At 63.2% G+C, this 23,572-nt stretch carries 19 protein-coding genes; 11 read left to right on the forward strand and 8 right to left on the reverse strand.

The annotated features are described in order from the left end of the window. Positions 1–149: 149 nt before the first annotated feature. From AC0IXR_RS00510 to AC0IXR_RS00520, 3 genes are all read left to right on the forward strand, one after another. Positions 150–1,223 carry an alpha/beta hydrolase family protein gene (locus AC0IXR_RS00510; RefSeq protein ID WP_471759372.1) on the forward strand — a complete coding sequence of 358 codons (1,074 nt, stop codon included), beginning with the start codon at positions 150–152 and terminating at the stop codon, positions 1,221–1,223. Positions 1,224–1,616: 393 nt separating this feature from the next. Beyond that, a complete protein-coding gene (locus AC0IXR_RS00515; RefSeq protein ID WP_311275979.1) occupies positions 1,617–2,603 on the forward strand; it encodes an alpha/beta fold hydrolase in 987 nt (328 codons plus the stop codon). A 467-nt stretch (positions 2,604–3,070) separates the two neighbouring features. Further along, positions 3,071–3,223, forward strand: a complete 153-nt coding sequence (locus AC0IXR_RS00520; protein ID WP_471759373.1) for a hypothetical protein — start codon at positions 3,071–3,073, stop codon at positions 3,221–3,223. Positions 3,224–3,713: 490 nt separating this feature from the next. On the opposite strand, the gene AC0IXR_RS00525 is transcribed toward AC0IXR_RS00520, so the two are convergent. Beyond that, positions 3,714–4,001 carry a hypothetical protein gene (locus tag AC0IXR_RS00525; RefSeq protein WP_471759374.1) on the reverse strand — a complete coding sequence of 96 codons (288 nt, stop codon included), beginning with the start codon at positions 3,999–4,001 and terminating at the stop codon, positions 3,714–3,716. A gap of 468 nt (positions 4,002–4,469) precedes the next feature. Beyond that, positions 4,470–5,069 carry a TetR/AcrR family transcriptional regulator gene (locus AC0IXR_RS00530; protein WP_471759375.1) on the reverse strand — a complete coding sequence of 200 codons (600 nt, stop codon included), beginning with the start codon at positions 5,067–5,069 and terminating at the stop codon, positions 4,470–4,472. 88 nt (positions 5,070–5,157) lie between these two features. Here AC0IXR_RS00530 and AC0IXR_RS00535 point away from each other — a divergent pair, with 88 nt between their 5' ends. Further along, positions 5,158–6,417, forward strand: a complete 1,260-nt coding sequence (locus tag AC0IXR_RS00535; protein WP_471759376.1) for an efflux RND transporter periplasmic adaptor subunit — start codon at positions 5,158–5,160, stop codon at positions 6,415–6,417. Between the two features lie 88 nt (positions 6,418–6,505). Continuing rightward, positions 6,506–9,700 (forward strand): efflux RND transporter permease subunit, encoded by a 3,195-nt coding sequence (locus AC0IXR_RS00540; protein WP_471759377.1) that lies wholly within the window; start codon positions 6,506–6,508, stop codon positions 9,698–9,700. Positions 9,701–10,103: 403 nt separating this feature from the next. On the opposite strand, the gene AC0IXR_RS00545 is transcribed toward AC0IXR_RS00540, so the two are convergent. The 5 genes from AC0IXR_RS00545 to AC0IXR_RS00565 form a co-directional block, all read right to left on the reverse strand. Then, a complete protein-coding gene (locus AC0IXR_RS00545) occupies positions 10,104–12,077 on the reverse strand; it encodes a glycosyltransferase family 2 protein (RefSeq protein WP_471759378.1) in 1,974 nt (657 codons plus the stop codon). Between the two features lie 8 nt (positions 12,078–12,085). Continuing rightward, positions 12,086–13,291 (reverse strand): hypothetical protein, encoded by a 1,206-nt coding sequence (locus AC0IXR_RS00550; RefSeq protein ID WP_471760208.1) that lies wholly within the window; start codon positions 13,289–13,291, stop codon positions 12,086–12,088. A 74-nt stretch (positions 13,292–13,365) separates the two neighbouring features. After that, a complete protein-coding gene (locus AC0IXR_RS00555; protein WP_471759379.1) occupies positions 13,366–14,685 on the reverse strand; it encodes an HlyD family secretion protein in 1,320 nt (439 codons plus the stop codon). A gap of 1,170 nt (positions 14,686–15,855) precedes the next feature. Further along, positions 15,856–16,548 carry a DUF72 domain-containing protein gene (locus tag AC0IXR_RS00560; RefSeq protein WP_471759380.1) on the reverse strand — a complete coding sequence of 231 codons (693 nt, stop codon included), beginning with the start codon at positions 16,546–16,548 and terminating at the stop codon, positions 15,856–15,858. A gap of 658 nt (positions 16,549–17,206) precedes the next feature. After that, the gene (locus AC0IXR_RS00565; RefSeq protein WP_471759381.1) at positions 17,207–17,440 is read right to left on the reverse strand and encodes a hypothetical protein; all 234 of its coding nucleotides are present in this window, start codon (positions 17,438–17,440) and stop codon (positions 17,207–17,209) included. Between the two features lie 271 nt (positions 17,441–17,711). Here AC0IXR_RS00565 and AC0IXR_RS00570 point away from each other — a divergent pair, with 271 nt between their 5' ends. The 4 genes from AC0IXR_RS00570 to AC0IXR_RS00585 all read left to right on the forward strand — a co-directional run bounded on the left by AC0IXR_RS00570 (position 17,712) and on the right by AC0IXR_RS00585 (position 20,790). Further along, on the forward strand, positions 17,712–18,236 hold the full coding sequence (locus tag AC0IXR_RS00570) for a DUF421 domain-containing protein (protein ID WP_471759382.1): 525 nt from the start codon (positions 17,712–17,714) through the stop codon (positions 18,234–18,236). Positions 18,237–18,807: 571 nt separating this feature from the next. After that, positions 18,808–19,080 carry a hypothetical protein gene (locus AC0IXR_RS00575; RefSeq protein ID WP_056428678.1) on the forward strand — a complete coding sequence of 91 codons (273 nt, stop codon included), beginning with the start codon at positions 18,808–18,810 and terminating at the stop codon, positions 19,078–19,080. Positions 19,081–19,234: 154 nt separating this feature from the next. Beyond that, the gene (locus tag AC0IXR_RS00580) at positions 19,235–19,492 is read left to right on the forward strand and encodes a hypothetical protein (RefSeq protein WP_471759383.1); all 258 of its coding nucleotides are present in this window, start codon (positions 19,235–19,237) and stop codon (positions 19,490–19,492) included. 527 nt (positions 19,493–20,019) lie between these two features. Beyond that, the gene (locus AC0IXR_RS00585) at positions 20,020–20,790 is read left to right on the forward strand and encodes a potassium channel family protein (RefSeq protein WP_056428304.1); all 771 of its coding nucleotides are present in this window, start codon (positions 20,020–20,022) and stop codon (positions 20,788–20,790) included. Between the two features lie 53 nt (positions 20,791–20,843). Here the strand turns inward: AC0IXR_RS00585 and AC0IXR_RS00590 are convergent, their stop codons facing one another. After that, positions 20,844–21,620: a sulfite exporter TauE/SafE family protein gene (locus tag AC0IXR_RS00590; protein ID WP_471759384.1), complete on the reverse strand. Its 777-nt coding sequence runs from the start codon at positions 21,618–21,620 to the stop codon at positions 20,844–20,846. A gap of 105 nt (positions 21,621–21,725) precedes the next feature. Here AC0IXR_RS00590 and AC0IXR_RS00595 point away from each other — a divergent pair, with 105 nt between their 5' ends. Further along, positions 21,726–22,118 (forward strand): group III truncated hemoglobin, encoded by a 393-nt coding sequence (locus AC0IXR_RS00595; protein ID WP_461221431.1) that lies wholly within the window; start codon positions 21,726–21,728, stop codon positions 22,116–22,118. Positions 22,119–22,300: 182 nt separating this feature from the next. Continuing rightward, positions 22,301–23,509 (forward strand): DUF3829 domain-containing protein, encoded by a 1,209-nt coding sequence (locus tag AC0IXR_RS00600; RefSeq protein ID WP_471759385.1) that lies wholly within the window; start codon positions 22,301–22,303, stop codon positions 23,507–23,509. Positions 23,510–23,572 lie beyond the last annotated feature (63 nt).

The raw sequence follows: 23,572 nt of genomic DNA on the forward strand, positions 1-23,572 counted from the left end.
AGAGCGCGGCAAAACAGAGGCTTAGAGATGTGTCCCGACCCAACGTGGTCGGGCGCAGCTCTAGATGTCCATCCCGACCCCGAATGCTTCCGACGAAGGCCACCAGGCTCTCGCCCGATCAACCTGCCGTCAAACACCGTGAGACGTTCATGCCCATTACCGCCGATGTCCCGCAACGCACGGACGCCTTCCCGGCACCGACGAATCGTAGCCTCAGCCGCCGCCGCTTCGGCACGATGGCCCTGGCGTCGGGTGCCGCAGCCTGGCTCTCGTCCCTGTCGGCCCAGGCGCTGCCGGCATCCGAGGAAGCCCGGGTCATCGACTTCGAATGGGTCGATCCGACACGCGGCCGCGCGGTGCCGGCGCGGCTCTACTGGCCAGCCTCCGCGACCCGGAAGGGACCGGTCCCGCTCATCGTCTTCTCCCATGGGCTCGGCGGTTCGCGAAAAGGCTACAGCTACCTCGGCGAGGGGTGGTCGGCGCGCGGGATCGCGAGCCTGCACATCCAGCACGTCGGCAGCGACCAGACGCTTTGGGAGGGCAACCCGATACTGCTCCTCGACCGTCTCGATGGGGCAGCGGACGAGCAGGAAGCCATAGAGCGGACGCGGGACGTGAGCTTCGGCCTCGACCGCCTGCTCCATCGTGACAATCCCTTCCAAGCCGCCATCGACAGGAAACGCGTTGTCGCGGCCGGTCACTCATACGGGGCGAACACGACCCTGATCCTGACCGGCGCTCAGGTGATCCGCAACGGGAAGCCCATCGGGGGCCGGGACCCACGCTTCACGGCGAGTATCGTGATCTCAGCCCCGCCCTTCTACGGCGAGGCAGACCTCGCGGCAGTTCTCGCTTCCGCGGATGTCCCCTCCCTCCACGTGACCACGACCGAGGACACGATCCGCATCCCCGGCCGTTTCTCGCCGGTGCAGGACCGCATCGACGTCTTCAACGCCATCCCTACGGCACGAAAGGCCCTCGTCGTGTTCCAGGGCGGTTCGCATAGCGTCTTCACCGATCGATCCCTTAGGAACGGCGGGCCGCTGAACCCTCTGGTGAAGCGTGCGACGATGGAAGCCGGCATAGCCTTCCTCGACCTCGTTCATCGCTCCGATCCCGCTCCAATGGAGGAATGGAACGTGACCTGGAAGCCGATCCTGGCCGCTGCACCGGTGCCTTTTCCGGTCCCGACGAGACAGGCGGACCGTAGACGTCGCGCCTGAGGTTCGGACCACATCATGGCTCAATGAAGCGGCCGGCGCGACCTAATCCCACGGCTGGCGGACGCTACGGCATTGATGGGTTCGAACTCATATGCGTTGCCGTCTACGTACTTGCATGCACCCACTTCGAGACGTCCGCCCAGCCCCTCGTGACCGTGATGATCTGCCGCCATGCCGGGACGCGGCGAGGCCGCTAACCCGTCCTGCTCTCGCCACGGCTACCCCGGCTTAATAGCCCGAATGATCCGGTGTGGAAAAAGGCAATACAGCTGATCTGGCGATCCGCCTACGTCGCGCGGAACGACGGCATACCAGGACCGTTCGTTCCATTGCAGCGTGCTACGGGCGAACCCGCCTGCTGATGCTGCTGGCCACTTTGATCGGACACCTGCCATGGCTCAGAGCCGCGACTTCGCACGTCCCGCTGCTCTCATGACGTTGGGAGCCGCGGCTCTCGGTCTTACCGCCGTTGTGGTGAGTGCGAGAGCACGACAGGCGGAGCGGGACAACCCGCCGACCGGCCGGATCATCGACGTTGATGGCCTTCAAGTTCACTATGCCGAGGTGGGCGACGGCGAACCTCTGGTGCTCCTGCACGGCAACGGCAGCATGCTCCAAGATTTTATGTCGAGCGGCTTCGTCCAGGCAGCAGCCAAGCGCTATCGCGTCATCGCCTTTGATCGACCGGGCTATGGTTATACCGAGCGACCCCGCAGCACCATCTGGACACCCTCCGCCCAGGCAGATCTACTTCGCACGGCGCTGCAGCAAATTGGGGTCTCGCACTCCCTCGTGCTGGGCCACTCCTGGGGTGCCTCTGTCGCCATCGCCCTCGCGCTCGACCACCCGGACATGGTCCGGGGCCTTATCTTAGAGAGCGGGTACTACTACGGTTCAGTCCGTGCGGACGTCGTACTGATGTCCGGTCCCGCCTTGCCGCTCATCGGCGACATCCTGCGCTACACCGTTTCGCCTCCCGTCGCTCGTCTTCTCTGGCCGTCAATGATCCGGAAGCTGTTCAGCCCTGCACCGGTGGCCGCCACGTTCGAAGGCGTCCCCTCCGAGATGGCAATCCGTCCCTCACAGTTGCGGGCCAGCGCGGCCGAGTCTGCATTGATGATCCCAGATGCGCTGGCGGTCCAAAACCGCTACGCCGAACTCTCAATGCCGGTGGCCATTGTCGCCGGAGCTGGGGACAAGATGGTGGATCTTGCCACTCAAGCCGTGCGCCTGCATCGCGTGCTACAGAATAGCAGCCTGCATGTCGTGCAGGATTGCGGTCATATGGTGCATCATACCGCTCCCAGTGAAGTGATGTCAGCTGTGGAGACAGTTGCCCAGGCGGTCGAAGCGGCGCCGCGCCTCAAAACCGATGGGTAGCGGTTAGAGCGCGTTCCAGCAGGGAATAGGCGGTGGCTATCGATGCCGGGGCGATATTCCAATGGGGTCGACTTGGTAGGTTAAGATTGTGGAGACGCAGTCGAATCCTTCCCACTGGTTAGACCGATGGCCTGCTATCTCCGCAAGGCCGTACGACCCGTTTAATGAGCTGCACCATGCTGCTGGAGTGGCGCCCTTTGGCTCACGAGATACTCGTCTTGCTTCCGCCAATTTGGGCCAAAGTCCCTGGAAAAATTCGCGAACGCTGGCGGCAAAAGTATGCCTCGGCCTTATGCAGCAAACTCGCCTAAATGCGCTGAAGGCAACGGTTAGACGGATGCCTTCTCAGCCTTCGTGCCTTCCGGTCTCTCTTGCCTTTCCTTTTAGGGAAGGTTGCAACCGGCCGCTCGTCCTCGCCACGCTCCTTGAGTGAGAATGCGCAGCAAGGCATTCCAGGAGACCGGACCGTGCAGCGCCTGACCGACATGCTCCGGCGGTTGGTCGAGAAAGCAATGGCGGCGGATGTTCGGCTCGCTCCTTTCATTGGGATCGGTCGCCCCGGAGAGATCCGCTCGGACGGCACCATCGCCTGCGGTACGCAGAACCTTCCCGGTGACTGAGAGGCGGACGGCTTCCACCTCCCGGAACGCGTTCGCTCTGCCCTGCCAGTCATTGCTGGCGCCGAAACCGTCATCGTTTTGCACAACGATGCTATGGTCCAGGGCTTGAGCGAGTTTCCTTACATGCGTGATGTTCAGCGCTGGGACATCCTGACCATCGGCACAGGTCTGGGCAACGCCCGCTTCACCTGGGCTCAAGACGAGTAGGGTTCGACCCCCAACATACACTCTGCAGCCTTCCGAGCACTGAGAACGGCGTTTTCCTCAGGCCGATCGACCGTCTATGGCGCATTATAGCGATCACCGGCCTGGGCGCGCGAAGCGTAGCGGACGCGAAGCACCCTGTGAAGAAAGAACAGCTAGCGAGCACGTTTGAATGAGATGCTTATTTCCAGGATATTATCATTATCGTGAGCGCCTCGGGCGAATATATGGGGTGGTGGCATGCTCGAACACTGTGGCACGACAAGAAACGCCTCAGCGGACCACCTCAATGACGAGCGCCAAATCCTTCCGTAGCATCGCCATCCTCCGGACCGTTTTCCTCCCGCTCCAACCTGCAGTAATCGACCAGTAAACGCTGAAAGGGAGCGAGGTCGGTCGCCTCAGGGTAAGTGTTCTCACGTTTCATGGCCGCACGACATTTGGCGATCTCTTGGTCCGCCTCCCGGTCGACATCCGCCGTCTGCGCAGAGCTCAATGTCTGCAGCGATCCCAATCCCATTCGATCAGCAATTGCTACGCGGATCTCGTCACGCTTGGCCACCAGCTTGTTCACGATGCTCTACCTCCGCGCCATGACAGGCTTCTTCCCAGGTAACTGCAAGATGCCAAATATGGCTCCCAGCGGATCAACACCTTTATGCGGACAGGCATTTCCTTAGGCGGCTCAAGTGAATTCGCCTCCTTTGATATTGAAACTGGCGATGCACTCGAGATGCATGATTGAAGTTCCGCCTTGCCTCGAATCCAGGCGTTGCAGTATGCGGCCTTGAAGGCTGAAATCGGGTCAGTATCCTTTGTCGAAAAGAGCCCATGCTTCGGTCCGCTTTAGGGCTACGCTTGCGGCCGCCAGTGTGACCCCGTCGAATCACTTCCGGCCAATGCTCTGTATTGCAAGGTCGGTCTGAGTAGGGTCGGGACTTGCTGGTCTTCTCTACTGCCGGAGCGGGTAGTTTGCGGGCATGCAGCTTTCAGAAAGGAAAGTGCCGGAATCTGCGGCCTGCAGCCCTGTTCGACCGAGCGTTCAGTCCCTACCGCTCCTGGCGAAGGCCCCGAGCGAGACGCGCGCCACCTCTCGCAGAGCCTCGCGATTGGCCCCCGACGACGCGATGACGCCCATGCCAGAGGCCACCGTCGACAGGAATCGCGCCAGCGCCGCAGGATCCGCGTCCTCCGGCAGATCGCCGTCAGCCTTTGCCTGAATGAAACGCCCGAGGAGTTCCGTCTCCGACTCGGCCCGGCGCGAGGCCAGCTCGAACGGGATGTTCTCCGAGCCGGCGCCGCAGGCGAGTCCGCCCTGGACGAGAAGGCAGCCGGGCGGATTGGCCGGGTCGGTATGGCTCTCGGCGATGCTGCTCAGGAAGCGCTCGGCCACGTCGCGCGCCGTGGCGCCGGCGAGCACGTAGAGCATGTGCTCCGACCGCCGCAGCGCGTAGCGATCGAGGGCGGCTTTGAGGAGGCCCTCTTTGCTGCCGAAGGCTGCGTAGAGGCTCGGCGCCTTGATGCCCATCGCCTTCGTCAGCATGGCGAGGCTGGCGCCGTCGTAGCCGTGACGCCAGAACACCTCCATCGCCTCGTCGAGGGCTTTGTCCCTATCGAAGGACCTGGGTCGCCCCATCACCATTGTCAGCTGACTCCAACTTTTATAACGAGTGGTAGATAAGTCTCTTGACGCCCGCCGTCCATGCCGACATGTGTAGCGAACTCTACAGATGTCGGAGTCGGCCGTGAACCCTTCGCCTCAAGCTTCCCCTACCCGTTCCGGTTTTCGGCGCAGCCTCGCGGCCGGTGTTGCCTTCGCTCTTCTGGCGGGCGCCTTCGTTCAAACCCTCCCCAGCCTTACGGCGCACGGAACGGAGGCGGTCGCCGCACCGGCGCCGTCCGAGCCCGCGACGCCGGCGCCCGTCGCCACCGTCGCGCCTCGCCCGGTCGTGCTGTGGGACGAGTTCTCCGGCCGACTCGAAGCGGTTGACCGGGTCGACGTCCGGGCACGTGTTGGCGGAGCGATCCAGGCGACGCACTTCACCGAGGGCGAACTCGTCAGGCCCGGCGACCTGCTGGTGACCATCGACCCCGCACCCTACGCCACCGAAGTCCATCGCCTGGAGGCACAGGCCGCCGGCGCCGAGGCGCGTCTCGCCCTGACCGCAAGCGACTTCGAGCGTGGACAGCGGCTTTCCGACCAGCGCATCGTCACGGCCCGCGATCTCGATGTCCGCGCCAACGCGTTCAAGGAAGCCAAGGCGAGCCTCGACGCTGCCAAGGCGACGCTGGAGGCCGCCCGGCTCAACCTCAGCTACACGGAGGTGAGGGCCGCAGTCGGCGGACGCGTTGGACGCCGTGAGATCACGCCGGGGAACCTCGTCGCCACTGGCGCGGGCGCTGCTGTGCTGACCACCCTTGTCTCCGTCGATCCCGTCTATGCCAGCTTCGACGCGGACGAGACCGTCGTCCTCAAGGCCCTGGCCTCACTGGCTGACCCCTCGGGCAAGCGCGGCAGCCTCGACCGCATCCCGGTCGAGATGCTCACCGCCGACGGGGCGCGGGCGCGTGGGCACCTCCAGTTCATCGACAACAAGGTCGATGCGCGAAGCGGCACCATCCGGGTCCGCGCAAGCTTCGGCAACAGCGACGGACATCTCATCCCGGGTCAGTTCGCTCGCATGCGCCTCGGCCAGGCCGCACCCGAATCGCTGCTGCTCGTGGACGAGCGGGCGGTCGGCACGGATCAGGACAAGAAGTTCGTGCTCGTTGTGGGGGCCGACGACCGCGCAGAGTTCCGTGCCGTCACCCTCGGCCGGTCCGTTGACGGACTGCGCGTCGTGAACTCCGGCCTGTCAGGCGGCGAGCGCATCGTCGTCAACGGCCTTCAGCGGCTCCGGCCCGGCATGCTCCTCCGGCCCGAGCCGGTCGCCATGGGCGCGCGGCCGCAGGACTCCGCAACGGCTCCGCGCCGAGTCGCGCAGAACTGACGGGCGGCGCAGGCCGCTCTTCCCGATCGGGCTTCTACCCGGCGGCCGCCATGCGACCGCTCTCTCCCCGTGCGCCCAGGAGGGCGGCATGAACCTCTCGAAATTCTTCATCGACCGGCCGATCTTCGCAGGCGTGCTCTCGGTGCTCATGTTCATCATGGGCCTGATCTCGCTCTTCGCGATGCCGATCTCCGAGTATCCGGACGTGGTGCCACCCTCGGTCGTCGTGCGCGCGACCTTCCCAGGCGCTAACCCCAAGGTCATCGTCGAGACGGTGGCGACGCCGATCGAGGAGCAGATCAACGGCGTCGAGGGCATGCTTTACATGTCGAGCCAGGCCACGACCGACGGCATCATGACGCTCACCGTCACGTTCCGTCTCGGCACTGACCCCGACAAGGCCCAGCAGCTCGTACAGAACCGCGTCTCGCAGGCAGAGCCGCGCCTGCCGGCCATCGTGCGCCAGCTCGGCATCGTCACGGTGAAGTCCTCGCCGGACCTGACCATGGTGGTGCACCTCGTCTCGCCCAACGGGCGCTACGACATGACCTACCTGCGCAACTACGCGGTGCTGAACATCAAGGACCGGCTCGCCCGCCTCGACGGCGTCGGGCAGGTGCAGCTTTTCGGCTCTGGCGACTATTCGATGCGCATCTGGCTCGACCCGCAGAAGGTTGCCGAGCACGGGCTGTCGGCCGGCGACGTCGTGCGCGAGATCCAGGCGCAGAACGTGGAGGCGGCGGCCGGTGTCATTGGCGCCTCGCCGGCAATCCCGGGACTCGACCTCCAGCTTTCCCTCAACGCCGACGGGCGGCTTACCACTGAGGAGCAGTTCGGCGACATCGTCGTAAAGACCGGGGAGAGCGGTGAGATCACCCGCCTGCGCGACGTCGCCCGGATCGAGCTCGGAGCTTCCGACTACGCCCTGCGCTCGCTTCTCGACAACAAGTCCGCCGTCGCCCTGCCGATCTCCCAGTCGCCCGGCTCGAACGCGATTCAGATCTCCGACGAGGTCCGCCGGACCATGGCGGAGATCAAGCAGAACATGCCCGAGGGCGTCGACTACGAGATCGTCTATGATCCGACGCAGTTCGTGCGCGCCTCCATCGAGGCCGTGATCCACACTCTGCTGGAAGCCATCGCCCTCGTCGTCCTCGTGGTGATCCTGTTCCTGCAGACCTGGCGCGCTTCGATCATCCCGCTTCTCGCCGTGCCGGTCTCCATCGTCGGCACCTTCGCGGTGATGCACGTCTTCGGCTTCTCCATCAATGCGCTCAGCCTGTTCGGCCTCGTGCTCGCCATCGGCATCGTGGTCGACGACGCCATCGTGGTCGTCGAGAACGTCGAGCGTAACATCGAGAGCGGCCTGTCGCCGCGAGACGCCAGCTACCAGGCCATGCGCGAGGTCTCCGGACCCATCATCGCCATCGCTCTCGTGCTCGTGGCGGTATTCGTACCGCTCGCCTTCATCAGCGGCCTGACGGGCCAGTTCTACAAGCAGTTCGCCCTCACCATCGCTATCTCGACCGTCATCTCGGCCGTCAATTCGCTGACCCTGTCGCCGGCTCTCTCGGCGCTGCTGCTGAAAGACCACCACGCCCCCAAGGACCGCCTGACCCGCATCCTCGACGGGATGCTCGGCTGGTTTTTCCGGCGCTTCAACCGCGTCTTCGGCCGAGCCTCGGACGGGTACGGGCGAGGCGTCGGTTTCGTCGTCTCCCGCAAGGTGACAATGATGGTGCTCTACCTCGTCCTCGTCGGTCTGACCGTGGTGCTGTTCCGCCAGATCCCCGGCGGCTTCGTGCCGGGCCAGGACAAGCAGTACCTCGTCGGCTTCGCGCAGCTGCCGGACGGCGCGACCCTCGACCGGACCGAGGACGTGATCCGCCGTATGAGCGAGATTGCCCTGAAGGAGCCCGGCGTCGAAAGCGCTGTCGCCTTCCCAGGCCTCTCCATCAACGGCTTCACCAACAGTTCGAACTCAGGGATTGTGTTCTCCACCCTGAAGCCATTCGAGGAGCGCCGCTCGCCGGCCCTGAACGGCGGTGCCATCGCCCAGTCGCTCAACAAGAAGTTCGCGGCAATCCCCGAGGCCTTCATCGCGATGTTTCCGCCGCCGCCTGTGAACGGCCTCGGCACCATCGGCGGGTTCAAGATGCAGATCGAGGACCGGGCCGGCCTCGGCTACGAGGCGCTCAACGACGCGACCAAGGCCTTCCTGGCCAAGGCCGCCCAGGCCCCGGAGCTCGCGGGCCTCTTCTCGAGCTTCCAGATGAATGTGCCGCAGCTCTTCGCCGACATCGACCGGACGAAGGCTCGACAGCTGCGCATCCCTGTAACGGACGTGTTCGACACGCTGCAGATCTATCTTGGCTCGCTCTACGTCAACGACTTCAACCGGTTCGGCCGCACCTACTCGGTCCGGGTTCAGGCCGACGCGCCCTTCCGCGCCCGCTCGGACGACATCGGGGCGCTGAAGGTGCGGGCGGGCTCCGGCGAGATGGTGCCGCTCGCCGCACTGCTTCGCGTCCGGCAGACGGCCGGGCCGGAACGCGCGATGCGCTACAACGGCTTCCTCTCGGCCGACATCAACGCCGGTGCGGCACCGGGCTACTCCTCGGGCCAGGCCCAGGCGGCCGCCGCCCGCATTGCGGCCGAGACCCTGCCGCGCGGCTTCGCCTTCGAGTGGACGGACCTGACCTACCAGGAGTTCATCGCCGGCAATTCCGGGATATGGGTATTCCCGCTGGCGCTGCTCCTCGTCTTCCTCGTGCTTGCCGCCCAGTACGAGAGCCTGGCCCTGCCGCTCGCCATTCTGCTGATCGTGCCGATGGGCCTGCTCGCGGCAATGTTTGGGGTCTGGCTTTCAGCGGGCGACAACAACGTCTTCACCCAGATCGGCCTCATCGTCCTCGTCGGCCTCTCGGCCAAGAACGCGATCCTGATCGTGGAATTCGCCCGCGAACTTGAATTCGCCGGCCGCACGCCGCTCCAGGCCGCCATCGAGGCGAGCCGCCTTCGGCTGCGGCCGATTCTGATGACTTCGATGGCCTTCATCATGGGCGTGCTGCCCCTGGTGACGGCCACCGGTGCCGGCTCGGAGATGCGCAGCGCCATGGGCGTCGCTGTGTTCTCCGGTATGATTGGCGTCACCGCCTTCGGCCTCTTCCTGACGCCGGTCTTCTACGTCCTCCTGCGTCGCCTCAGTGGCAACCGGCCGCTCAAGCAGCATGGCGGCAGCGCCCCGGTTGTTCATCAGGAGCGGATCACAGAGGCCGCATAATGGTTCCGTACCGACGGGCTGGTCTGCCTGAGCCGGCATGGATCTGCTGCACCTCGAAAACGTCACCCAACGACTGCTTTCGGAAGAGGTTGGATCCGAAATTTACTGCGACATTGGGTCGGGTCCCGGTGGTCCGCTCTATGACCAAGAAGGGTGGATTTCTGCCGGTCCGCTTTTGGAATGCGGTTCGCCCAATCAGACATACGCCCAAACGGCTGAGCCCACGCGGTCTTACTCTTCGGTGCCCTGCTTCTCGCACGGCATGGCTTCCACCGCTTCGTCACGGCGATCAGCGCTGTCGAGGGGACAGGCACATCTCACCGCGGATGGATCGAGACGTCGATGCCAAAGCGACCTCGCAATAAGGGCTGTAATGCGCTCCCTGATCGCGTCAAATCCCGCGTCACGTCGCTCGGAAGCAGCGGGCGATGAGGCCCCGCAGAGCAAGTCGCAGGCTCGCCGTGCGCGCGATCGGGTCCACGACCTGCGTGAATAGTCGCAAGATCAGGGTTCGGCGCTGCAGAGGGTTTGGCGCGAGGGCAACCGCATAGTTGCCCGCCTGCACCGCAAGAAAATTGGCTGGAACCCAGCCGGTGGGCTCGATCAGGACATCGAGGCCGTCGCCTACTGCGAAGGCGTGGCCCGGTGCGGTGAGACGCAGCCGGGCGGTCTCCATGCCGAGGGTCGCCAGAACCGCGTCGTAAGCGACCCCGCCCGACCTCACCCGCACGGGCTCTTCGATCCGGAACTCCTCCGCCCCGCGGGGACGCTCGAAGCAGACCAGGAAGGCGACGAAGCAGAACAGCATGGCGACGCCGGCCCAGATCAGGTTGAAATAGTCGAGGGATGAGATCTCGGTGGCCCCGGACGGGGAGACGAACGACCAGACGATCGCGCCGGCGGAGAGCAGGGTGATCGCTCCGAATCCTGCCGCCATGCGCCAACGCACCATGGACACCGAGCGATCGCCGCCCTTGTCGGTAACCTTGAACGGACGACCGAACGGCCGGATCGCGGCGGATGCCAGGGTGAGCGTGATGGCCAGGGCCGTCATGATGTGCGTGACCTCCATGAACAATGGGAGGGTGCGCCGTCCGGACACCCAGCTACTGTAGGTCCAGAGGGCGAAGAGCGTCGGCAGGCCGTAGCGCAGGAACGAGAGGTAGTCGGCCTGGAAGGCCGGCATATCGAAGAGCCAGTAGATCGACGGGGCCACCAGCATGAGCACGATGAACGGCTTGCACAGCCAGTTCAGCACTCCGTGGAAGTAGTGCAGCCGCTGCAGCAAGGTGTAATCGCCGCTGCGGAAGGGGCCGACCTTGAGCAGAGCAACCTGAATCGTGCCGAGGCACCAGCGCGTGCGCTGAGTGATGTATTCCGGTAGTCCCTCCGCCGACAACCCGGCACTAAGGCGCTCGTTGAGCCAATGGGTGCGATAACCGTGGCGCATCAGCGAGTAGGTGAGATTGATGTCCTCGCAGATCGCATCGTGCGGGAATCCCCCCATCTCCTCGACGCGGCCGCGCCGCACCAGGAACGAGGTGCCGACGCAGAAGGCGCAGCCCCAGGCATCCTTGGCTGGCTGGAACACGTCGAAGAAGATCCGCTGATCGTCGACCCAGGCCTCGGACGCCATCAGGTTGTGCTGGATGGGATCGGCGTTGAAGAAGAATTGCGGAGTCTGGACGACGGCCGCTCGTTCGTCATGGAAGAGGCCGACGGCGCGGCGCAGGATGTTGGGCGCTACCGCGAAATCCGCGTCGAGCACCAGGATGATCGGCGCGTTGGACCGGCTCGCGGTATGACGCAGGGCATTGTTCAGGTTGCCGGCCTTGGCACCGTGGTTGTCGGGCCGCGTGACGTAGTTCGCCCCGACCTCCTCGCAATAGGTCCGCAGCCAGTCGCGCCGGGTGTCGTCACAGACCCACACCGTGGCGTTCGGGTAATCCACCGCCAACGCCGGGATGATCGACTTCTCGACCACGTCCAGGGGCTCGTTGTAGGTGCAGATGAAGATGTCGACGGCGGGCCAAGCACCGCTCACCGAGAGCCGCGCCTCCTCGCGGTCGGCCTCGGCGGACCGGTCCTCGAAGCGGAATAGGATGACGATGGACATCAGCGTGTAGAGGATCGCCACCATCTCGAAGGCGAAGAACAGGTAGGGCCAGAGCATGTCGAGCCCCGGCTCGAAGCTTGGAAGGGTGTCGTGCCAGCGCCAGGCGGCGTAGCAGACGATGAACACGGCCGTGGTTAGGCCGAACAGAATGCGGGCGGCGGCGCTCGTGCGGTCGAGCAGGCCCGCCATGACGAGGAGCCCGATGAGAATACCGAGATCGATGGTGAGGACGGACAGGACGTCCTGAGGCGCTTCGAACATGGGCGGGGTTACTCCACGTTCCGTCCGGTGAAGGGATTCCAGCCCACGGCCGCGAGGACGCCCCAGGCGGTGGCGCCGAGATGCGGCCGGCGGAAATAGAAGAAATCGGGCTCGGCACTGGCCGGACCGATGGCGATGCCGGTGGTGAGGCGGGCGATATCGGTGGCGAACAGGAAGCCGGATGGCGAGAGCTGCCCAGCGATGGTGGCGAGGAGGCGGTCGGCCTCGGCGCTTCGGCCGAGAAAACGGACGGTCAACGCGGCCTGGGCCGTGCCCTCGACCCAGAGGCCATCGAGGTCCTCGTTAAAATCGAAACCGCCCCGGATTGCGAGATGGCGTTCGGCGAAGTCGAGCGCCCTGCGCCAGATGTCGGGTGCATCGATCACCCCGATCAGGGGCCAGAGCTGCGTATCCAGGGCGATCTTGGCGATGGGCTGGAGCTTGCCGTCTGGCGTCGTGCCGAGACGAAACACCCCCGGATCGCGCGCGTAGACCGCGTCGAGGAAGCCCCGCGCCGTCGCCGCGATCCGAGCTTCCTCCGCTCCGCCGTCCAGACGATGAAGCCAGGCCGCGACCGCGTGGATGTCGAGGTTGTGCTCAGTAGATTTCCACATCAGGCGTGTCTGATGCGGATCGAAACCATCGACGCCGCCGGTATACCCTTCGGGAGACCGCGGATCGCCGGTCTGTCCGGCGATCCACCCCAGCATCCGTCGAGCGCCGGCGCGGTAACCGCCGTCAGGTGCCACTGCGTCTAGGTTGAGAAGGGCGAGGGCGGCCCAGGCGACGTTCCCGGTAGCAGTGCCATCCTGATAGGCGTCCTCGGCCCATAGATTCTGTCTCGCGTCCCACCACCCGGGCAGAGCCAACGGGCCGTCACCTACTGGACCGGCACGATAAGCATTGCGAATGCGGCCATCGGAGAAGCTGCGGTCCCGTGCCAGCGCGGCGAGGAGTGCGTCGCCGATCCTGCGGGCCCGCCCGACCTCGCCGCAGGCAATCAAAGCGATCGCCGCAACGGCATTGTCGTAGGTGAAGGCCGAACTCTTCAAGGGAGCGGGCAGTTCGGTCTCCTGCGGGCCCGGACGATAGCTCGACACAAAAACCGGTCCGGTTCCCGTCGTGTCGACGGCCTCAGATAGAGAGTGACACAGCGTTCCCGCCAACGACAAAGGGGCACGTTCGACTCTACCTGGCGAGGACTCCGCCTCCATTGGCCGGAGCGAGACCAGGAGCAGCGCTGCCACGGTCAGAGCCAGCACAGATCCGCCGCGCGGATGCGGCCGGGTCAATGGGTGTTCTCGGCGCTGTGCTGGCGCGGCGCGGATTGTGCCGTCTTACCGTTCGCGGGGGCGGTCGAACCTTTAGAGAACAGGTCTTTGACCCCATTCGCCACTGCATCTGCCGCCTGCGTGACGCCGTTCGCCACAGAGGCCCATGCCTGCTTCGCCGCCGGCGAGTTCACACCACGGCTCACGAGATCGGAGGCTTGCACCGCCGTCCCGTTGAAGGTCGTGGCCAGAGAGGCCCAGGCCGCCTTGATCTCCGGCCCCGTAACCCCAGACGCAACCGCCTTCCAGGCCACAGAAGCCGATGGAACCCAACCGTTCTCCCGGGTAATCGTGACCCACTGGCCCACCGAACACGGCGTGGTGCGGCGCGCGGCCTCGGTGGGGGAAGCGGTCTTGTCCGAGGCAGGCAGCGTGTCGCGGTCCAGGCTTACGAGCACATACATCTCGCGCCGCTCGGTTTGAGGGAACGGCACCGCGTATTGCTGATCGGTCTTGTCGCTGGTCTTCGGCAGAATCTCACTGACCCACCCGCGCTCGGGAATGCTGCTGCCCGCCGCCGAAATTCGCACCGGCGTTCCAACTGCCAGTTCTTGTGCTTGGCGATAGGAGAAGATCCCGACAGCGAAGGATTGCTCGCAATCGACCAAAGTCGCCACCGAGTCGCCTGGGTTGACGTGACGCCCTTCCGCAACACCGAGTCCGAGGACGACACCACCGTTCATGGCCCGCATCTCCGCATCGGCAAGGCTGTCGAGGCGCTTGCGTTCCGCGACGAGCAACGCCTCTTGCGCCTTCAGACTTGTGGAGAGTTGCGCCTCCTCGATAGCAAGCCGCTGGGCATCAAATGCAAGATCCCGCCGCTTCTGAGTCAGCACCGCCAGGCTATTGGACTGGTTGCCCACGAAGACGCTCTTCTTGACCGCACTGAGCTCCGCCAACTTCTGGTTCAGCTTGGCCGTTTCTGCTTCCTTGTCGAAGCGAGCGGCTTCGAGCTTGTGCTGAGTCGGACGCAGGAGATCGAGGCTGGCGGTGTTGCGATCAACCATGGCCTGCTGGCGGTCGACCACCGCCTTGGTGGATTGACCCTCGGCATCTGCTGACCCCACGCGGGCGCGAGCTTCAGCCACTTCTCCGTCGAGCTTAGCGACAGTTTGTTCCACCTGACGCCTAATCTCGGCATCAAGGGCCGCTACGTAGGCCTCGTCGGACTCCCTCTTTTGCCGCGCCGCCAGGAGAGAGCCGCGCAACTCGTCAACTTTGCCATCAAGAGTAATCAGCGTCGTGCGGTCGATGCGAACGTTCTGAATGCGCGCCACCGGTGCTCCGGGGCCGAGGTGCTGCCCGATGGTGGCAGAGACCTTAGTCATCTCCCCGGCAATGGGCGCCGTCAGTAAGCTAATTGGCGCGTTGATGACGGCACGATCCGACTGATCAGCGAGGAGGGGCGGTAGGGTCGCCGTAGTCATCAGTAGGGCGAGGACGGTTGCGACCGAATATGCTGAGACTCGCACCATCCGTGTATGACTTGGTTTCTGGCCAACGAGGGACGCGGAGGCCGGCACGGGTCGCTGCATAGGACTCTCCTTAGGTAGAAAGCATGAGTGACAGGCACGACAAGGATCCAAGCAAATCTATACTTGGCTCCAAGCGACTAATGGCACAGCGATCCAGGCGTCCAACATGGGCGCAGACGCAATCGCGTAGTATTAGATGTGGGTTAGGCCCGAATGCTGCCTGGCGTTGGCTCATTCGATGAATTTAAGATGGCTAATAGTAAATTAACCAAATGGCAACCTGCGGCTAACTGGCATGCTCAACAGAAGTTTAGCCGTTTTATTTAGAGGGCTATCACGCATGACTGTACGGCTGGATCAACGCCTCTGATAAGGCGGATGATCGCTAGTTCTACTGATTAATCTCGTTAACCCAAGGCAAGGGCGCGCTTTGTTGCAAATGCGCCCAATTAGTTGCATTATAAATCTATTAGGCGACCTGTCTCCGCGCCGCCTTTGTGCGCTGCGCCAGGATTTCGGCATCAGCGAATTATTCAACGGCATCGCAACAAAAACCGTTCCTTAACTAATTCATTCACTTTTCTGAAAATTTATGGCGCGAATTGCCTACGTAGTCCGACTTGCCGGTGGTGGCGCAATATGTGCTACGTGTACACTCTGGAGGCTGAAGATATGCTCTGAGCGCCCCAGCCTTTCCAGTTAACGTGCTGAGAACAAGGGCAATCCAACTCGGCAGTCAATTTTGCGGTCGCTGGTAGGGGCGGCATTTCGCCTATGCATCCGATCAATACGCGATGCGGCCAGAATGCGGTGTGGCAAGCTGTGCCTCACAGTGACGCTAGAGCGCTCGCCGCCGAAGTGGATGCCGGTTCGGCGAAAAAGAGCGCGGCAAAACAGAGACTTAGAGATGTGTCCCGACCCAACGTGGTCGGGCGCAGCTCTAGGTTGCGGAGTGAACTTCACTAGACGACGCTAGGACGCCCAACGCTCCAGGATCGAGAGCGCGTCGCCGGTCGCGGCGAAGGTGGCAGTGTTATCGAAGATGCACCAGCTTTCGCATCCCCGCGTCGCGTCTGCGGCGAGGCGGTCAGCCATCGCGTCGAGGGCGTGCTGCTCGTAAGCGGAGTAGTAGATTTTCGGCGAGCCGTGGAGTCGATAGTAGCGCAGGCCTTGCCAGCCACCGGGCTCGTCTGCGCCCGGCATCGGTGCCGGATCTGCTGCCACACGGGCAATACGAAGTTTCGTCAACAGTGCATCAACACTTGGCGCCAGCCAGCTGGCATGCCGCGGCTCGCAAACGATGCTGCCGCCATGGGCGTGCCGAAATGCTCGCAGGAACGGGTCGCTCGTCCGATCGTCGAAGCGAAGGCTCGGCGGTAGCTGAAGCAGGAGCGGGCCGAGCTTCGGGCCGAGTCCAGCGATCTCATCCAGAAATCGCTGTAGCGGGGCGTCGGCATTCCCAAGCTGCAGCTCGTGCGTGATCATGCGCGGGACTTTCACGGCGAAGCGAAAATGCTCAGGCGTGGCCTCGGCCCATCGCTTGTAGGTGGCGGGACGATGAGGGCGATAGAACGACGTATTGATCTCCACGGCGGTGAGGCGCTGGGCATAGCGCTGTAGGTGGCTTCCAACGGCCGGAAACGCACCAGCGTAGGCTTTCGGCACATTCCACCCAGCCGTTCCAATGAAGGCCACGCTTTCGGGCTCACAATGCGTTCGAACAGCTTCATAACACGGTCGGCGTGCCGAGGTTTCTCTGCCGTCATGGTAGGGCGTGCGGTTCCTGGGTCAGTTCGAGTGCGCCGGCGACAGCACCGAGCCAGCTCCTGATCGAGAAGGCACCCAACGCTCTGTGATCGTCTTCGAGTTCGTCCTAGCCAGTGTCGGTGACAAGCCGCTCGAGGTCGGAGAGGAGCAGACCGAGGAGGTCGACGTCGATCTAGCTGTCCTCCGCTCGCGCGCTCTGGATGCAGCTCGATTGATGCCCCAGGTCGCTGGCACTGAATCTCGCCGAAGCCTTTACCGACGCTCGGCAGCTGTCCGTCGCTACGCCCTCGCTCAAGCGGCCGGGATCTGTGAGAACTGCAATCAGCCTGCACCCTTCGTCACTCTGCGGGGAGAGCCCTACCTTGAGCCCCATCATACTCGGCGGTTCAGCGACGGCGGTCCAGACGATTGACGGTTCGTAGGAGTTGTCTGTCCAGGCTGCCACCGCGAGATCCACCACGGCCTGCACGGGCCCGTAAAGAACGAGCGCTTGGTGGAAGCGATCCGGCAGAAGGAGAGGGACTCTGACACGTAAGGTCTGCAACGAACACTCCTCTTAGTGAGGTGCCCCCCGAAGCTTAACAATCGTCTCGAGGTCGTCCTGGCTAATGCTGCGCAAGGCGTGGAGGAACCTGGCAAGTGCCTCCTCTAGAGTGTGCCCCTGGGTTTGTGCCGCTTCTTCCATCTTGGCGAGCTCGGTCTCGGAGAACTGCCGCCCGGTGAGATGCTCGAGCTCCTGAAAAGCAATAAGGTGACCGACCTGGTCCCGGATAAAGTTGTCGCTCGTCATAGGTTTCCTCGTCGTCATCGATCGCTCCTCCACCTCTGCCATTGTAGACGTCATGTTGATTTGATCGACGTTCTTACAATGGTTTCTGTGTGTTAGCGGGCCCAAAAAATGCGCCAGCCCCTGGGCTCGCAGGGCTCCAGCTCATATTGGCTATCGATTGCGAGCTATTTTTACGGCCGGTTGCCACATCGAGAAACGTGGCTCGCACGGGGCCAGCGAGCGATCCTATGGAACTCAGCCCTGTACCTTGGCTGCCGAGGAGAAAAGCACGATGGATTGGCGCGCGATGATCGTACCGGAGCACTCGCTTCTTGAAATACTTCTGCGTGGCTCTGTGATGTACCTGATGCTATTTATCATCATGCGCTTCGTTATGAAAAGGCAAGCTGGCGCTGTAGGTCTTGCCGACCTCCTTGTGATCGTATTGATTGCAGATGTGTCGCAGAATGCATTTTCTAATGAATACAAGTCTCTGACAGAAGGCATCCTGCTGGTTCTGACAATCGTGTTTTGGAACTATGCTATCGATTGGTTGAGCTTTCGATTGCCAATTTTCGAAAATTTCATCGTACCCAAGCGCCTGCGACTGGTGGCAGATGGCGAAATCTGTTGGAAGAACATGCGCCAAGCCATGATCACTCATGCGGAACTGATGAGCCAGCTCAGACATCAGGGGATCGATGGCCCAGCATGCATCAAGGAAGCCTCGATCGAAGCCGATGGCCGTATCAGCATCATCCCAGCGGATGAAACCAAGGCCAAGCCACCGGACGATAAAGCCAGAGGCGCGATCTAGACCGAGCGCCACAAGCCAGGGTTTGCGGCAGACCAGTAGCCACCGAGCATGTCCGCTCTCCGCGTTCCTGCACGAATTGTTGCAGCGGAGTTTGGGTTCGCTGCATTCAGGCGGAGCTGGATGGCTGCCCCGTCGCCCCAGCGGGCCAGGGAAGGCACTCGGTCCGAAACCGCCACGACCCACCGGCCGAGTTGACGGCGACCCTAGACGGTCAATTTTGGCGGCCTTTCGAGCATCGCATCACACCACATATCGGCGTGCGACGCACGAGCGAATTGCTGAACCGCCAGCCCATCCGCATGCTGAGGCTGTCTCCTAAGGACGATCGCGTTGTGCAACTCGATCGGACGGGCGCTGTCGGTAATTGGCGGGGCCTTTCCATGTCAGCAATGCCGGTGGGGCACGGCATGTGACAGGATGGGGCATGCTTGAGATCCAGAGCGGGTTGGCGTGTGAGCGAGTGCCGAACCGCACGGCGTGCCGGGCGAGGCAAGCCTAGATCAAGGTCACTGAACAAGTCACGGCCAACCGCCATTCGACGGAGACCGCGCAAACCCAAGTGGATTGTGCCATGAACACTCGTATTACGTCTGCTGTTGCTGCTGTCGTCCTGAGCGTCAGCGCCGTTGCTTCGCCCGCCCTTGCCAAGACCTATCTCGCACGTGGCGAAGTTCCGGCCTATGAGGTGACCTCTTCCGCCCCGAGCCGTGTCACAGCCGATGACGATCTGACTACCGGATCGATAGGGTACAGCCGCGGTCGCACTTCCGCTCAGGAAGGCAATGCGGAGCAGAACAGCTTCCCGGTCTGGCAGTATGGCCGCACCTCGGGCGGTAACCGCTAAGCTTGCTGAGAACGGTTGTCGTTGGCGGCGGGGCGAGAGCCTCGCCGTTTTTGTGTGTGAGATCCGACGGGCCCGCTGGGTATCAACCTGTGTGAATGAAGGTGGCGACCCTAAGGTGGACACACTTTCTTCTGACCTGACGGGAGAAGTCGCCATGCTCGAACGGTCCGGGGAATTCTGGGAAGCGATCCCCGGCCTCGTAGAGGCGAGAGTGACATCCGTGCTTGGTCGGGCACCCAAAGCGCGAGAGCCTGTGATCGAATATCTGCGATACCTTGAAGTCGTTGCCCGCCAGGAATGTTCTCGCCGCCAAGCCGTGCAGGTGATCGCATCCGGTCGTCGCCTGCTTGGCGATGAGACCAATATCGGTAACGGCGTGGGCCACTCGTTCGAGAAGGCGTTGATGGGGTAGGCGTAGCCGTCAATCGCTCTGTCGGTGGGACGCTCATGACAACCACCCCGCGAGGCCGGTCCATGCCTCGGTGATGTTGGCCTCGCGAGGGTCGGCCTTGTTGGGGCCAGTGCGCGGATAAATGCGATTTCGTGCGTTAGGGCCTCGGGGCCGCCGGCCTGGATTAATTCGTTACCCTTCCTGCGGATCGCGCGACAGAACGCCGTGGCGGTTAGCCTGCCTGGGACACGCCCCCGAGATCGTGCGCCGAAGCGCTTTGGGCCGCATCTTGGCCTTCGGGCGACAGGCCGAAATCAACGGCGCCAACTCCATCGCCTGTCCGTCCGACAGCACCACGTCTCCTCACCTGAAACGGGAAAACGTCAGACTTTGCAATCCGTTCGGGCGAGGCCAGGTCCGAGGACGGACCATGTTTCAGGGGGGGCAGGCCATCGCAGAGTGCGAGCCCGGACGTTTTGCGGAACGTTCCTTCAGACACATGTGTAAGTGGAACGGGACGACGAAGGCTGGGGCGGGTAGAAACCTTTATGGAAGCGATCAAGCATCGTCTCAGAGACCTGTACGAGGGCGATAGCGACAGGGCACACCGATTTCGCTACGGCCTGCTTGTCTTCGACATCGCGACGATCCTTTTCATTGTGGTGTCGTCGTTCATGCCAAGGGCGCCGGTCGTGGAGGGACTCGATGTCCTCGTCGGCCTTGCAGTGCTCACGGACTTCGTCGCCCGATTCTCCATCGAACGGCACCGCTGGCGGGAATTACTCCGTCCGACCACCTGGGCCGACATCGCCGCACTGGTCTCCTTCCTCGCCCCCATCGTCGGCGAAGGGGCCGGGTTTTTGCGTATCCTGCGAACCTTACGGCTGCTGAGAACCTATCAACTCCTCGACCGCCTGCGCTCCGATAGCGGGTTTTTCCGCCGCAACGAGGAGGTGATCCTCGCCGCCGCCAACCTTTCGGTGTTCGTCTTCGTGATGACGGGGCTGGTATACGCCACTCAGCACCGCACCAATCCGGCTATCGCCAACTACGTCGATGCCTTGTATTTCACCGTCACCTCGCTCACCACCACCGGCTATGGCGACGTGACCTTGCCTGGCACGTCTGGTCGCTTACTGTCCGTCGTGGTGATGATATGCGGAGTGACGCTGTTTCTGCGCCTCGCTCAAGTTCTGTTTCGTCCCAACAAGGTAAGGCATCCTTGTCCGGCCTGCGCCTTACAAAGGCACGAGCCGGATGCGGTTCACTGCAAGGCCTGCGGGACCGTGCTCAGCATTCCCGATGAGGGAGAGTACTGACCGGAAGGCGGCATGGTCGCATAGATGCCGCGCCGGTCCACCGGGCTCACATGTCAGACAAGCGCCCTGGACGCGAGGTGGAGCCCGAGCCCCAACAGCCCGAAATAAAAGCAGCGTCGGAAGACGGGTTCACTCACACGGCCGCGCACCCACCCGCCCAGCTTCATGCCGAGGAGGGCAGGGACCAGGGCGAGCGCCGAGACACTGGCGATGCCGAGGTTCAGGATCCCGCTACCCGCCAGGGCGACGGCAAGCGCCACGGTGGACACCGTGAAGGATAGCCCAAGGGCCTGGATGAGATCCTCCCGATTGAAGCCCAGTGCGGCGAGAAACGGTGCGGCGGGAATCGAGGAGACACCCGTGGCGGCCGTCACCAATCCTGTCGTCGCCCCAGCCAGAGGTGCCAGCCAGCGCTCGGTCCTCGGTGGGACTCTCAGGCGGGGGGCCGCGAGCCCGAGGATCGCAGAAGCGATCAGGGCGAGGCCCAAAGCAACGATGGCCCCGCCTCCGAAATTTCCATGTAGGAGCGCAGCTGCCGCCAGGGTCCCAACGACACTCGCCGTGAGCATCGGCCAGAGGCGCCGCGCCAGCGTCTCGAAGCGCGGACCGGCCGCAAGCTGCCAGATGTTCGTCACGAAGGCCGGCACGACCAGGAGTGCGGCGGCCTGAGCCGGTGCCATGACCAAGCTGAGCAACCCCATGGCCACAGGCGGTAGGCCAAGCCCGACGACACCTTTGACGAACCCGGCAAGGAAGAAAGCGAAGGCTGCGACAGCGAGAGGGAATGGTTCGAGGGCGAGGGGCATGATGGCCGGGAGATCCAAAGGCATGAGGCCCAGCCTGCCTCGCCCCTGACCCTGGCGCCGTCACGGCACAATATGGAAAACAGGGGCGTTGTGCATGCGGCGTCACGCAGGGCGATGGGCTAGGGTAAGATGACGGAAGACACCCTTACGGAAGCGAGCTTGCACGCGTTCCTTGGTGCCTTTTACGCCAGAGTTCAACGCGATCCCCTCATCGGGCCGGTTTTTGCCCGTGTCATCGCCAATGATGATTGGCCCCGCCACTTGGCTGTCATTCAGGATTTCTGGTCCTCGGTGCTTCTGAAATCCGGCCGTTACAAGGGTAATCCCTTCGGCAAGCATCAGGGGCTCGGTGATCTGACGCCAGCCCATTTCGCCCGCTGGCTCGCGCTGTTCGAACAAGCGGCGAACGAGGAGTTCCCACCTGACATCGCGACGATCCTCATCGAGCGTGCTCACCGCATCGGCGACAGCTTGCAAGCGGGTCTTTTCTTCCGGCCGGGGATCCCGCGGGCGGAGACCTGAATTCGCGGACCGCTACAAAAGCGAGAGCTACCCTCAGCGTATTGCAACGAAGTGGTCGCTGACTGCTTAAAGGCCCGACTGGCTCTTCGACCGAAGGAATGAGAATGCGCGGCTCAGCACGAATGCATCATACAGGACCGCGTCGCGCCGCCGCCGCTGTGTCGGCCATTCTGCTTGGGATTTTGACGACGCCTGCTTTCGCCATCACGCCGGTGACGCCGGTGGGAGTGGAGAGCTGCGACGCGTTCCTCGATGCATATGCCCGGTGTGCTGCCAGCCCTGGAGTTCCGGAGGCGGCCCGCCCAGGCATTCGACAGGGCATCAACACGATGCGGGAGAGCTTCCGCGACACGGTCATGCGTAACGAGACGGCTCGGCCGACCGTGGCCTATCAATGTGCCCAGGCTCACGAGGCCGTACGCAAAAGCCTGATCGATGCCTTCAAATGCGATTTTCCGGCTGCGCCCTCAGCTTCGCAGGCTCTGCTGCAGACCCCACCGTCACCACCGAGAAGCACGGGTGCGCCCACCCGCACTGCGCCGCCGCCGACCCCCGAGGCTCAGGCGCTCGCCAAGGCCAATGCCTATACGGAGGCTCAGAACCATCTCGTCCGGTCCCACCCTCTCGAGCAGCAACTCGCCGATTATCGCCGCGACAATGAGCGGGTGCTCAAGCTCGGCACGAAGCTCGGAGCCAATGCGTGGTACCATTTCGGCATCGTGGATTTCGATGGAGTCATCGGTGAGTTGGAGAAGGCCATCGCCTTGCCTGGAGCGGTGCCCGAAATCGATGCCGAGGCGGCCCGATTGCTCGCGGCGCTGCGCGAGCTCAACCCCACGCTGAAGGCACTCACCCGCTATCAGACCACGCGAGAATTCAAGGAGGACGGCTACAAATTCGCGCGGGAGCAGCATGCGATCCTCGTCCCCCGTGTCGAGGCCGCTGTCAAAGCGATGGAAACCTACGGCTCCGCGCTGTTCGAGCGTGAGATTGCCCGGGACGAGCGGCGCCTGGCGACGCTTCCGGAAGACGCGCCGGCGCGCCGTCTTCTCTCGACCAGCCTTACTTTGCGACGCGCCGTGCGGCGCTTCGAGTCACTGGGACCGAAGGCAGATGTCGCGCCCTTTCTGGCGGCGCTGGGAGAGGTATCGAACGCCAACCGGCAGCTTGGCACGACCTTCGACGGCATGAGTCCGAAAGCCGACTCATCCTGCACGGGCTACACGGATACGGTCGCGAGCCTGATCGGGCATGGCCGGGATGTGGCGCGTGACATTCGCGCGAAAGGCGACCCGAGCCAGCCGGCGCAACGCTTCAACGAGACCTACAATCGCTCGGTGCGGGATTTCGAATCGTGTCAGAAGAACGACGATCGCGTCCGTCCGGGCTGATACCGCGCGGACAAGAATGGCTGTAGCGCCCGGACGTCTCACGTCTCGACAGTCACGTCAGAA

Source organism: Methylobacterium sp. AC832, assembly GCF_979256025.1.